Consider the following 12,512-nt stretch of genomic DNA (forward strand, 5'->3'; position numbering starts at 1 on the left):
ATTGAAAAAAATGAAAAAAAGTATACTTCTTATTAATTGTAAAGATAATAAAGGAATCATTGCTTCTGTAACTAATTTTGTGCATCAACAAAAAGGGAATATTGTATATATAGATCAGCATGTCGATAGAGAGGATACTATGTTTTTTATGCGTTTAGAATGCGAATTTTCTAAAGATTCTTTTTCTAAAGAACAATTCGAAAATGATTTTGAAAATTCTATTGCCAATAAATTTGACATGAATTGGCAATTACATGATGCGGACGTAAAACCTAAAATGGCAATTTTTGTATCTAAGTATTCTCATTGTTTGTATGATATTTTAAGTAGATTTAGCTCTGGTGAGATGGGTGTTGAAATTCCGTTAATTATTAGTAATCATCCAGATTTAGAAAAAATTGCAAGATCTTTTAACATTCCTTATTACTGCATTAAGGTTACAAAGGAAACAAAAGTAGCAGCAGAAAGAGAGCAACTTGAATTGTTAAGAAAATATAAAATAGATTTTATTGTTTTAGCAAGATATATGCAAATAATCTCTTCTCGATTAATAGGCGAATTTCCGGATAAAATAATTAATATCCATCATTCTTTTTTGCCTGCTTTTCCAGGAGCAAAACCATATCATTCAGCATTTAAAAGAGGGGTTAAGATAATTGGAGCAACAAGTCATTATGTTACAGAAGAGTTAGATGAAGGTCCAATTATAGAGCAAGACATAACCAGAGTTTCACACATTCATACTATAAAAGATTTTATATTAAAAGGAAGAGATTTAGAGAAAATTGTTTTGTCTAGAGCTTTGCAATTACATACAAAACATAAGGTGATGGTTTACAATAATAAAACCGTTGTTTTTAATTAAAAATAATTAATAAAGTTCCAAAATTTTCTTTTTTGTAAATAGTTGAAGTTGTTTTCATTTTGATAGGCTTCACGCTCAAAACTCAAATTCCGATAGGCTATATACCCATTTCTGTATTTAAAGTATTTAACAACCCATTCTAATCCGTAAAAAATGTAAAAGAAGATGATTAGCAGTTCTAATTGTTGTTTTAAATGTATTTTCTCGTGATTAATGAGTGTTGAATTTTGCTGAGAATCTTTTTGTTTTAAAAAAATAAAAGGGAATAAGGTGATTCCAACAAACCCTCTAGGAACTATATATTTTGAAATAAAAATCATCTAATAAAGAAAAACAATAATCGCACCAAATTAAATATATTTGTTGGCACAGACAAACTAAAGATGACTTTTAAAGAACAAATACAACAAGGAATTCCTAGTGAATTACCTTTAAAAAAAGAATATGATCTAAATATTAATCACGCACCAAAGCGAAAGGAGATTTTATCTGCGGAAGAAAAAAAATTAGCTTTAAAAAACGCGTTGCGATATTTTGATAAAAAGCATCACGAAACGTTATTGCCAGAATTTGCTGAGGAATTAGAAAAATACGGTAGAATTTATATGTATCGTTTTCGTCCAGATTATAAAATGCAGGCTCGTGATATAAAAGAGTATCCAGGAAGATCTAAGCAAGCAAAATCTATTATGTTGATGATTCAAAATAATTTAGATTATGCTGTAGCACAACACCCACACGAGTTAATTACCTATGGTGGTAACGGAGCGGTTTTTCAAAATTGGGCACAGTATTTATTAACGATGCAGTATTTGTCTCAAATGACAGATGAACAAACCTTAACCATGTATTCTGGTCACCCAATGGGATTGTTTCCGTCAAGTAAAAATGCTCCAAGAGTTGTGGTGACCAATGGTATGATGATCCCAAATTATTCTCAACCCGACGATTGGGAAAAATTTAATGCATTAGGTGTTACACAATACGGACAAATGACAGCAGGAAGTTATATGTATATTGGTCCTCAAGGAATTGTTCACGGAACCACAATTACCGTTTTAAACGGATTTAGAAAGATAAATAAATCACCTAAAGGAAACTTATTTGTTACAGCAGGTTTAGGCGGTATGAGTGGAGCACAACCAAAAGCAGGAAATATTGCAGGTTGTATTACGGTTTGTGCAGAGGTTAATGAAAAAGCGGTTCATACGCGTCATTCGCAAAATTGGGTAGATGAGGTATTTTCAGATTTAGAAGAGTTGGTAACCCGTGTAAATAAGGCAAAAGAAAGTAATGAAACGGTTTCAATTGCTTATTTAGGAAATGTGGTTGATGTTTGGGAAAAATTTGATGAAGCGAATGTTCATGTCGATTTAGGTTCAGATCAAACGTCGTTGCACAATCCATGGGCAGGAGGCTATTATCCCGTGGGTATTTCGTTTGAAGAGGCTAATGTGATGATGGCTGAGCAACCAGAATTATTCAAGGAAAAAGTACAAGAAACATTACGTCGTCATGCAGCGGCAATAAATAAACACACCGCAAAAGGGACGTATTTTTTCGATTACGGAAATGCTTTTTTATTAGAAGCGAGTAGAGCAGGGGCAGAAGTAATGGCTGAGAATCCAAGCATAGGGAGAGAGTTTAAATATCCGAGCTATGTGCAAGATATTATGGGACCAATGTGTTTCGATTATGGTTTCGGACCCTTCCGTTGGGTATGTGCATCTGGGAAACCAGAAGATTTAGCAAAAACGGATAAAATTGCTTGTAAGGTTTTAGAAGAAATTAAGCAGAACTCACCAGAAGAAATTCAGCAACAAATGGCTGATAATATTCAGTGGATTCAAGGCGCACAAGAAAATAAACTAGTGGTAGGTTCTCAAGCACGAATTTTATATGCAGATGCAGAAGGTAGAATGAAAATTGCGAAAGCATTTAACAAAGCCATTAAAAAAGGAAAGATTGGTCCAGTTGTATTAGGTCGTGATCATCATGATGTTTCAGGAACCGATTCACCATATAGAGAAACTTCAAATATTTATGATGGCTCTCGTTTTACAGCAGATATGGCGATTCACAACGTAATTGGAGACAGTTTTAGAGGTGCTACTTGGGTATCAATCCACAATGGTGGTGGAGTTGGTTGGGGAGAAGTAATCAATGGTGGATTTGGCATGCTTCTTGATGGAAGTAAGAAAGCGTCAAAGCGCTTAAAATCAATGCTTTTTTGGGATGTAAATAACGGAATTGCAAGACGTAGTTGGGCAAGAAATGATGAGGCCATTTTTGCGATTAAGCGCGCCATGGAGGTGGAGAAAAGTTTGAAAGTTACACTTCCAAATATGGTAGACGATACATTGCTTAATAATGTTTAAAACCATAGAAAATGAAAATAGTAAAACTTTTTTTACCAGTAATCTTACTCGTATTTGTTGGGTGTAGTTCTGTAAAAGTAGCAACCGATTACGATACTAAAGTGGATTTTAATCAATATAAAACATTTGCGTTTTATAAAACAGGGATTGATAAAGCCGCAATTTCAGATTTAGATAAAAAGCGAATTATGCGTGCTATTGAAGCTGAGTTATTGGCAAAAGGAATGGCAAAGTCTGAAACTCCTGATGTTTTAGTGAGCTTGTTCACAAAATTTAGAGAGCGTATTAATATAACAGACAATAATTATGGTTATGGTTACGGTTATGGTTGGGGATGGAATCCTTGGATGTGGAACGGCGCAAATAGATTAAATGTAAATCAATATACAGAAGGAACTTTATTTTTAGATATTATTGACGCTAAAAAGAAAGAATTGATTTGGCAAGGAATAGGTACTGGAGCTTTACGAATGAGTAATGTAGAGAAGAAAGAAGAACGAATTAAAGAATTTGTAAGAGAGATAATGGCAAAGTACCCTCCAGGAGCAGCTAAAAAATAATTTTATCAAGAATAAAAATAAGTACAGTTAAAAAGTGTCAAGCTAAATTAAAATAGATTTAGTTTGGCATTTTTTATTTTAAAACTACATTTGTGATAATGTACAAGAAAAGAATAGAACTCGAAGAAGGAGATTATTACTTTAACGAAGAAGGATATAGAGTGTTTACAGAAAAGTATCATTTACGAAGAGGATATTGCTGTAAGAATGGATGTAAGCATTGTCCATATGGATATGATAAAAAAATAGATAGTTTTAAAAAGTGACTTTTACCCTAAAAAGGTTTCATAACATTAAATAATTTATACAATGATTAAAAAAATTTCAATACTATTTATTGCATTACAACTTGTTGGTTGTGCGGAATTACAAAAAATTGCCAGTCAATTACCAACTCAAGGAGTTTTATCTCAAGAGCAAATAGGAGCAGGTTTAAGACAGGCTTTAGACAAAGGGATAAAAAACCAAGTAACAAAATTAACAGCAAAAGATGGTTTTTATAAAAATGAAATGGTAAAAATTTTGTTGCCAGAAGAATTACAAGCAGTTGATAAAGGTTTGCGTAAAATAGGGTTAAGTAAGTTGGCAGATGAAGGATTAAAAGCTATTAATAGAACCGCAGAAGATGCTGTAAAAACAGCAACACCAATTTTTGTGAATGCAGTGAAAGAGATTACATTTAACGATGCTAAAAATATTTTGTTAGGTGAAAATAATGCAGCTACTAATTATTTAGAAGGTAAAACACAAAAAGCATTGTATGCTCAATTTAATCCTGTGATTAAAAACTCTTTTGGAAAAGTGGGAGCTGATAAAGTTTGGACTAATTTAATTAACAAGTATAATAGTATTCCTTTTGTAACTAAGGTAAATGCAGACTTAACAGATTATGTAACTAACCAAGCATTAGAAGGGGTTTTTACAATGATTGCTGTTGAAGAAGAAGGGATTAGAACAAAAGTAGGGTTGCGAAATACAGATTTATTACGTAAAGTTTTTGCTTTACAGGATAATATATAATTACAGTTGATTATCTGAAATTATTTCAAAGAAGAGCTTCTTAAAGGTATTTACTATTGGAAGTTCTTTTTTTTGTTTTTAGTATTTTAAAGAGTAAAAGGTATAGGTAAGTTGAAATAATATGAAATCTAATAAGAAGAATTTTAATTTTACAGGATAATCACTGTTTTTTTTATTTATTGATTTTCAATTAAATATTTTGATTATATTTATTAGAAAAATATTTTTATTGAAATGTCACGGTTAAGTCAATTATATCGATATAGAAAACATCTGGAAGAGCGCTATCAAAAATTGATAGAGCGTTCAAATGACTATAAGTATGTAGATGAAAGTAAGAGTGACTTAGCTTCTTTTAAAGCAATGAAAGTTCTAGAGAAAATTAACAGAGTTAAGTATCTAGACAATTCTGTGGTGTAATTTTTTAAAATAATCTAAAGCTTTAATTAAACGACTCCCATGCCATGAAAACATTTCGCCATCAACAAAAACAGTTTTGGCATGATGTGTATATCTTCCGATTTCAAAAGCATGCTCTTCTTTAAAAGGATAAGGTTCTGAGGATAAAAAAACAAGATCAGGATCACCTTCTAAGCGAATTTTTTTTAATTCTATTTCAGGATATCGTTCTTTGTTTTGATAGATATTAACAAACTTATTTAGTTGAAGTAAATGATTGATGTAGGTATTGTTTCCAGCAACCATCCAAGGATCTTTCCAAATAAAGTAAGCTACTTTTTTGGATTCGATACTTTTAATAAATGTTTTAAAATCGTTTAATTTAAAATTTATTTTTTGAATAATTTTAGCCGCTTCTGTTCTGCAAGAAAATTTTTCGCCATAAAATTGAATTAATTCTAGAGTATCGTCTATAGTATTAAGCTCTGAAACATGAACAGGAGCAATTTTTAAACAAGTTTCTACAATTTCTTTGGTGTTTTCTTCTTTATTACAAAGAATAATATCAGGATTTAAGGCTTTTATTTTATCTATTTTGATGTTTTTTGTTCCTCCAACAATTTCTTTGGTTTGTTTTAAATGATAGGGATGAACACAAAACTTTGTAATGCCAACAATATTATTTTCTAAGCCCAGGTCAAATAATAGTTCAGTTTGACTTGGTACTAAAGAAACGATCCTCTTAGGAGTTTGTTTTAGATCTAAAATTTTATTTATTTGGTTTGAAAGTTCCATTGAGTTTATACTAAAATATCAGCCATTGCTAATTGTAACTCTTTAGCTTTTTCTGCAGCTGCCTCTGCAAAATCTTCTTTATTTGAAGCATAAATAATTCCGCGAGAAGAATTAATTAATAATCCAATATTCTTGTTCATTCCGTATTTACAAACATCTTGTAAATTTCCTCCTTGTGCACCAACACCAGGTACTAATAAAAAGCTATCGGGAATTATTTGTCTAATTTCAGCGAGATATTCTGCTTTTGTAGCTCCCACAACATACATTAAGTTTTCTGAGTTTTTCCAAGTTTTAGAAGTTACTAAGACCTGTTTGTACACTTCTTGTCCATCAACCGTTTTAGTTTGGAAGTCGAATGCACCAGGGTTAGATGTTAACGCTAATAAAATTGTGTGCTTGTTTTCGAAAGCTAAAAAAGGTTCTACAGAATCTTTTCCCATATATGGAGCTACTGTAACACTGTCGAAAGCTAAATCTTCAAAAAAAGCTTTAGCATACATGGTTGAGGTATTACCAATATCACCACGTTTTGCATCAGCAATTGTAAAAATTTCAGGATGTTTTTGATTGATATACTTGATGGTTTTTTCAAGAGCTTTCCAGCCTTTAATTCCGTATGCTTCGTAAAAAGCAGTATTAGGTTTGTAGGCAATACAAAGATGATGTGTAGCGTCAATTATGGCTTTGTTAAAAGAGAAAATTGGGTCTTCTTCTTGTAGTAAATGAGGCGGAATTTTATTTAAATCTATATCTAAACCAATAGATAAAAATGATTTCTTTTTTCTAATTTGTGCTACGAGTTGTTCTGTTGTCATTGTGTTGTTAAAAAGTTATACAAAAGTACACTTTTTTAGCACTTTCTGTTATCTTTGTTTTTGATGTTTCAATACCTAATTAATAAAATTTTCTACGGATTTTTAACACTTTTTGGTGTAATTACCGTTATTTTCTTTTTATTTAATGTATTGCCAGGAGATCCTGCAAGGATGTTAATGGGGCAGCGTGAAGACACACAACAATTACAGAATATTCGAAAAAAGTACGGGTTCGATAAGCCAATCTCAACTCAATATTTTTATTATTTGAATGATGTTTCACCAATATCATTTCATAGTAAAAACACAAATGACTATACTTTTTTATCAACAGGAAAATACAATTACACAAAATTGTTTTCTGTAGATAAAATAGATATTGTGTTGAAATATCCATATTTGCGACAATCTTTTCAAAAGAATGGGAAAAATGTTTCTGAAGTTATTTATGAAACATTGCCTAATACTACAGTTTTAGCAACGGTGGCAATTTTTATAGCTATTGGTTTTGGGATTTTGTTAGGGATATTTTCAGCCTTAAATAAGGATAGTATTTATGATAGAATTATTGCGGTAATTAGTACTTTAGGAATGAGTGTTCCTTCATTTTTTTCTGCTATTTTATTTGCTTGGTTTTTTGGGTTTATTCTGCATAAATACACCAATTTGGAAATGACAGGAAGTTTGTATGAAGTGGATGATTTTGGAGAGGGAACTCATATAAAATGGAAAAATCTTATTTTACCTGCTTTAGTGTTAGGTATTCGTCCTTTAGCTGTGATTATACAATTAATGAGAAATTCGCTGTTAGAAACCTTAAATCAAGATTATGTGCGGACTGCGAGGGCAAAAGGATTAACGCAATATCAAGTAATTAAAAAACATGCCCTTAAAAATTCATTAAACCCTGTTGTTACGGCAGTTTCTGGATGGTTTGCATCGATGCTTGCAGGAGCAGTTTTTGTAGAGTATATTTTTAACTGGAACGGATTAGGAAAAGAAATTGTAAATGCGTTAAACACGCTAGATTTACCTGTAATAATGGGAAGTGTATTGGTTATTGCTACGTTGTTTATTATTATAAATATATTGGTAGATGTAATTTACAGTTGGTTAGATCCTAGAATTAGATTGAATTAGTATGAGAAATTTTGTTGCTTTTTTATCAGTTTTTATTTTTGTTGGTTGTGCAACTTTTCAACCAAGTTCATTTTCGAAAAGTGCATTAGATGAAAAATTAGTCACGCTAGAAAGGGATTCAATAACACTTCAAGATATATTAAAAAAGAATGCAGGTAAGGACAAGTTTATACAAGTTTTTGCAAGTTATTGCCCAGTAAGTCAGGATAGTTTTAAAGATGTAGCACGGTTTCAAAAGGAAAATCCAGAAAAAGAATATATTTTTTTGTCAGTTGATCATACTTATCACGACTGGAAAAGAGGATTAGAATATATAAAATTAAAGGGACAGTTTTATTACGTACCTAAAAAAGGAAAAGGAGCTTTGGGTAAATTTTTAAAATTAAAAAGCATACCTAGGTTTTTGAAAATTGATAAGAATGAAAATATAAAAGTATATAAAACATTTAAAGTGTCTGATAAATTAAAATAAGATGAAAAAAATAATTTTACTTGTAGTAATTATTCTTGCAAGTTGTAAAACAAAAAATCCAACTCAGTTTTCGAAAGAATCATTAAATGATACTTTTATTACTTTAAACGGAGAGTCTCAAAGTTTTAAAGACATATTAGATCAATATAAAGGGAAAAGGATTTTGATTGATGTTTGGGCTTCTTGGTGTGGAGATTGTATTAAAGGAATGCCAAAAGTTGAACAATTACAAGCAGAAAATCTTGATGTTATTTACTTGTTTTTATCGTTAGATAAAACGATTGAAGAGTGGGAAACTGGAATTAAAAAGTACAAAGTAAAGGGAGAGCATTATTTTATGCAATCTGGATGGAAAGGAGATTTTGGATCTTTTCTTGGTTTAGATTGGATTCCAAGATATGTTGTGGTTAATGAGCAAGGTGAAATAGATTTGTTTAAAGCAGTTGAGGCAGGTGATGAAAGAATACTAGACGCATTAAAAAAATAATGTAATTTTGCATACCAATTATAACTTAATAACTCTTTGAAAAACTAATAAAATGAGAAAAAAAATTGTAGCCGGAAACTGGAAAATGAACAATACGCTAGATGAGACTAAAAAACTGATCAAAGAGCTTAAGAAAGAAATAAAAGGAGTGAAGCTAAAAGGAAAGCGCGTTTTAATTGCGCCTACTTTTGTTAATTTACAGCCTGCCGTTAAGAAAATTAAGAAGAGTAAAATTGAAGTAATCGCCCAAAATATGCATCAGGCTAAAAATGGAGCCTTTACAGGTGAGATTTCTGCAGATATGTTAACTGATATTGGTGTTAAAACTGTTATTATTGGGCATTCAGAAAGACGTGAGTATTTTGGTGAAACTGATGCGATTTTAGCAGAGAAAGTAGATGCAGCTTTAAGTAATAATTTAGAAGTTGTTTTCTGTTTTGGAGAAAAATGGGAGGATAGAAAAGCTGGTAATCATTTTAAAGTAATAGAAGCTCAGTTAAAAAATGCTTTATTTCATTTAGAAGCAGGGTCATTTAAAAATATAATTTTAGCATACGAACCTGTTTGGGCTATTGGTACTGGTCAAACGGCATCTGCAGATCAAGCACAAGAAATGCATGCTTTTATTAGAAGTTTAATTGAGAAGAAATATAACAATGAAACTGCCGATGCGATTTCTATTTTATATGGAGGAAGTGTAAAGCCTAATAATGCAGAGGAAATTTTTTCAAAGCCAGATGTAGATGGAGGGTTAATAGGTGGAGCTTCTTTAAAAGCAAAAGATTTTACAGCAATTATAAAAGCGATTTAATTGGATAATATATATATAGAGTATAATTTCACAATACAACCTAAAGAGCCTGCAACAGAAATTTTAATAGCAGAGTTAGGAAATATTGGTTTTGAAAGTTTTGTTGAAACAGAAAATGGTGTAACAGCTTATATTCAAAAAGATGATTGGAATGTATCAATTTTAGAAGATGTTTTTATTTTAAAATCTGAAGAATTTAAGATTGATTTCAACAAAAAAGAAGTAGAACAAACGAATTGGAATGCCGAATGGGAAAAGAATTTTAATCCTATTCAGGTAAATGATTTGGTGAGTATTCGTGCACCTTTTCATAAAAATCCCAATTTAAAATACGATGTTGTAATTGAGCCTAAAATGAGTTTTGGTACAGGTCATCATGAAACTACGCACATGATGGTACAACATTTGATTGATTTAGATGTTGAGGGTAAAAAGGTGTTAGATATGGGGTGTGGAACTGGAATTTTGGCAATTTTTGCAGAAATGAAAGGAGCCAACCCAATTGATGCTATAGACATTGATAATTGGTGTTATTTGAACTCTTTAGAAAATGTTGAACGAAATAATTGTAAAAACATTTCTGTTTATGAAGGTGAAGCTTCATTACTAGAGGGTAAAGATTATGATGTTATTATAGCAAACATTAATAGAAATATATTGTTGAAAGACATTAAAACATATGCCTCTTGTTTAAATGATAAAGGAATATTACTTTTAAGTGGTTTTTATAAAGAAGATATTCCTGTAATTGATGAAGAGGTTTTAAAATACGATTTAAAATTAGATCGAGTTATAGAAAGAAATAATTGGGTAGCTGTTAAATACATAAAATAGATGAAGATGAGCACAATTGAAAAGATTCAAGAAGAGTTAGATGTTTTAATACAAGAAACACCTAAACATGAAATTGTTTTATATAATGACGACGTAAATACATTCGATCATGTAATTGATAGTTTGGTAGATGTTTGTGATCATACCTTAGAACAAGCAGAGCAATGTACCGTTTTGGTTCATTATAAAGGAAAATGTGCGGTAAAAACTGGTGAGTATAAAGATTTAGAACCACGTTGTTCAAAATTATTACAATTAGGTTTGTCTGCTGAGATCGTTTAATATGGAGAATGTTTTCAAGTATTATGAATTTTCAGAATTTAAAATAGATGAATCAGGTACTTTTTTGGGAAATCAAATATGTTTTTCTGAACTAAATCCCACACATTTTTTGATTTTTGAAAAAAAAGACAAAATTTTTAACCTATACGTTTCAAAATACTCTTCAAAAAAAGAAATAGGGTGTAAGCCTCCGGAAATACTGGAGTTGTTAGCTGAGAATTATGATAAAACACTGCCAGAGCATCGTGTAATTTTAAGGAAATATTTATACTAAAAACTCAAAAATTAATTTTTTTGAGTTTTTTTTATAATAATTGTGACCTTTTAAAAAAGATGGTGTCATAATAATGTAACAAATTAAGTTGCATAGTATTAATAAGTTCTATAAAAATTATATTTTTTAATTCCCAATAGGAAGTATAATCCCCTTTTATACCGGCTCCTTTCAGTAAGTAAGATACCCTTTATCCAAATTTTTGGATTTTCAGAAAAAAGGAGCTTTTAAAAAGGAAACAGTTAGTTTCAAGATAGTAGTAGTTAGTTTTTATACTAAGTTTGGTTAGACGAAAAGGCCTTAAGCGAAAGTTTAAGGTCTTTTTAATTGTATAAGTATTTTAAGTTACTTTTAAAAAGAAACATTGTGTTAAGAAAGGGGTAGATTAGGGGGTGTAAATCAAGGTTAAAACTTTAATTTTGTTTAATTTTAAACAAAATAAGATAATTTGTTAAATTTATTTAATGTGTTAAAAAAGTTAAAAAATGGTTATATTTTCGTTAAAAATTTAATTATTAATCATTTAAAACTTTTAAAAAATGAAAAATTTTAGATTCCCCCGAATCGCGGTGTTATTAATTGGCGCTAGCTTCTTCTCTTGTGAGAGTGAAAAAACAGTACAACAAGAAGAAATTTCACAAAACAACGTGTCAAAAGAGATTATTGCAAAACTTGCTGATTTTGATGTGAATACAAGTGATGTAAGAAAAGTAGATTTTTTGCTTCCTGAAGGAAAAACTACTCCGATGTATCAAATGGAAGGAGACATTCATATGTCAGAAGCGCAAATTATGGGTTTACCATCGTTACAAAATTTAGCAGGTAAAAATTATCATACAAATAATTTGGTTTCACAAAATAAAGTTATTACTATCATTGGTTATACTGGAGGTAGTCAAGCTTTATCAACTAAAGAGCAAACAGCTTTACAATGGGCTGTAGATAATTATAACGCTTTAGGTTTATCTATTTCGTTTAATTTGACATATGGTACAGATTATCAAAGTAAAGATATGGTTGTGTACCGTAATCCATCTCAAAGTGGAACAGGTGGTTCAGCAGGTTTTCCTTCTGGTGGAAATCCATACAAGTATGTTCAGATTTATGGTTTAAACAATTATGATACAAATGTGGTAGAACATGTAATTACTCATGAAATTGGTCACTCTGTTGGTTTTAGACATACAGATTGGTATTCAAGACAAAGCTGTGGGCAAAATCAGAATGAAGGTGATGCAGGTGTAGGAGCAAACCCAATTCCAGGTACTCCTTCTGGTTATGATCCAACTTCTGTAATGTTAGCTTGTTTTTCTTCATCTGAAGATGGTGAGTTTAATAACAATGATATTATAGCATTAAATTATTTATACTAGAAAA

The 12,512-nt window shown here is 30.7% G+C and carries 16 protein-coding genes; 13 read left to right on the forward strand and 3 right to left on the reverse strand.

The window, feature by feature from the left end:
* The first annotated feature begins 10 nt into the window (after positions 1-10).
* Complete coding sequence (purU, locus tag C7447_RS09525) at positions 11-865, forward strand: formyltetrahydrofolate deformylase (protein ID WP_148870289.1); 855 nt, start codon at positions 11-13, stop codon at positions 863-865.
* Here purU and C7447_RS09530 read toward each other — a convergent pair.
* Positions 862-1,185: a hypothetical protein gene (locus C7447_RS09530; RefSeq protein WP_148870290.1), complete on the reverse strand. Its 324-nt coding sequence runs from the start codon at positions 1,183-1,185 to the stop codon at positions 862-864. The genes purU and C7447_RS09530 overlap by 4 nt on opposite strands.
* 63 nt (positions 1,186-1,248) lie before the next feature.
* Between C7447_RS09530 and C7447_RS09535 the strand changes: the two genes are divergently transcribed.
* The 5 genes from C7447_RS09535 to C7447_RS09550 all read left to right on the forward strand — a co-directional run bounded on the left by C7447_RS09535 (position 1,249) and on the right by C7447_RS09550 (position 5,243).
* Positions 1,249-3,243: a urocanate hydratase gene (locus C7447_RS09535; protein WP_148870291.1), complete on the forward strand. Its 1,995-nt coding sequence runs from the start codon at positions 1,249-1,251 to the stop codon at positions 3,241-3,243.
* A gap of 11 nt (positions 3,244-3,254) precedes the next feature.
* Positions 3,255-3,803, forward strand: coding sequence for a DUF4136 domain-containing protein (locus C7447_RS09540; protein WP_148870292.1), 549 nt, complete (start codon positions 3,255-3,257; stop codon positions 3,801-3,803).
* A gap of 98 nt (positions 3,804-3,901) precedes the next feature.
* Positions 3,902-4,069 carry a DUF5522 domain-containing protein gene (locus C7447_RS14795; protein ID WP_170245976.1) on the forward strand — a complete coding sequence of 56 codons (168 nt, stop codon included), beginning with the start codon at positions 3,902-3,904 and terminating at the stop codon, positions 4,067-4,069.
* A 43-nt stretch (positions 4,070-4,112) separates the two neighbouring features.
* Positions 4,113-4,823, forward strand: coding sequence for a DUF4197 domain-containing protein (locus tag C7447_RS09545; protein ID WP_148870293.1), 711 nt, complete (start codon positions 4,113-4,115; stop codon positions 4,821-4,823).
* A 234-nt stretch (positions 4,824-5,057) separates the two neighbouring features.
* Positions 5,058-5,243, forward strand: a complete 186-nt coding sequence (locus tag C7447_RS09550; RefSeq protein ID WP_148870294.1) for a hypothetical protein — start codon at positions 5,058-5,060, stop codon at positions 5,241-5,243.
* Here the strand turns inward: C7447_RS09550 and C7447_RS09555 are convergent.
* Together C7447_RS09555 and pyrF are read right to left on the reverse strand one after the other, a co-directional pair.
* Positions 5,223-6,017 carry an ABC transporter substrate-binding protein gene (locus C7447_RS09555; RefSeq protein ID WP_148870295.1) on the reverse strand — a complete coding sequence of 265 codons (795 nt, stop codon included), beginning with the start codon at positions 6,015-6,017 and terminating at the stop codon, positions 5,223-5,225. The genes C7447_RS09550 and C7447_RS09555 overlap by 21 nt on opposite strands.
* A gap of 5 nt (positions 6,018-6,022) precedes the next feature.
* Entirely contained in the window at positions 6,023-6,835 is an 813-nt protein-coding gene (gene pyrF / locus C7447_RS09560; protein WP_148870296.1) for an orotidine-5'-phosphate decarboxylase, read from the reverse strand.
* Positions 6,836-6,898: 63 nt separating this feature from the next.
* Between pyrF and C7447_RS09565 the strand changes: the two genes are divergently transcribed.
* The 7 genes from C7447_RS09565 to C7447_RS09600 all read left to right on the forward strand — a co-directional run bounded on the left by C7447_RS09565 (position 6,899) and on the right by C7447_RS09600 (position 12,508).
* Positions 6,899-7,975 (forward strand): ABC transporter permease, encoded by a 1,077-nt coding sequence (locus C7447_RS09565; RefSeq protein WP_148870297.1) that lies wholly within the window; start codon positions 6,899-6,901, stop codon positions 7,973-7,975.
* Between the two features lies 1 nt (position 7,976).
* Positions 7,977-8,447: a TlpA family protein disulfide reductase gene (locus C7447_RS09570; RefSeq protein WP_148870298.1), complete on the forward strand. Its 471-nt coding sequence runs from the start codon at positions 7,977-7,979 to the stop codon at positions 8,445-8,447.
* Position 8,448: 1 nt separating this feature from the next.
* Positions 8,449-8,934 (forward strand): TlpA family protein disulfide reductase, encoded by a 486-nt coding sequence (locus tag C7447_RS09575; protein ID WP_148870299.1) that lies wholly within the window; start codon positions 8,449-8,451, stop codon positions 8,932-8,934.
* 52 nt (positions 8,935-8,986) lie between these two features.
* On the forward strand, positions 8,987-9,745 hold the full coding sequence (gene tpiA / locus C7447_RS09580; protein ID WP_148870300.1) for a triose-phosphate isomerase: 759 nt from the start codon (positions 8,987-8,989) through the stop codon (positions 9,743-9,745).
* The gene (prmA, locus tag C7447_RS09585; RefSeq protein ID WP_148870301.1) at positions 9,746-10,579 is read left to right on the forward strand and encodes a 50S ribosomal protein L11 methyltransferase; all 834 of its coding nucleotides are present in this window, start codon (positions 9,746-9,748) and stop codon (positions 10,577-10,579) included.
* A gap of 6 nt (positions 10,580-10,585) precedes the next feature.
* Positions 10,586-10,861: an ATP-dependent Clp protease adaptor ClpS gene (locus tag C7447_RS09590; RefSeq protein ID WP_148870302.1), complete on the forward strand. Its 276-nt coding sequence runs from the start codon at positions 10,586-10,588 to the stop codon at positions 10,859-10,861.
* Positions 10,862-11,674: 813 nt separating this feature from the next.
* Positions 11,675-12,508 carry a M57 family metalloprotease gene (locus tag C7447_RS09600; protein WP_148870304.1) on the forward strand — a complete coding sequence of 278 codons (834 nt, stop codon included), beginning with the start codon at positions 11,675-11,677 and terminating at the stop codon, positions 12,506-12,508.
* Positions 12,509-12,512 lie beyond the last annotated feature (4 nt).

The sequence above is a fragment of the Tenacibaculum adriaticum genome (assembly GCF_008124875.1).
Taxonomy (GTDB): Bacteria; Bacteroidota; Bacteroidia; order Flavobacteriales; family Flavobacteriaceae; genus Polaribacter; species Polaribacter adriaticus.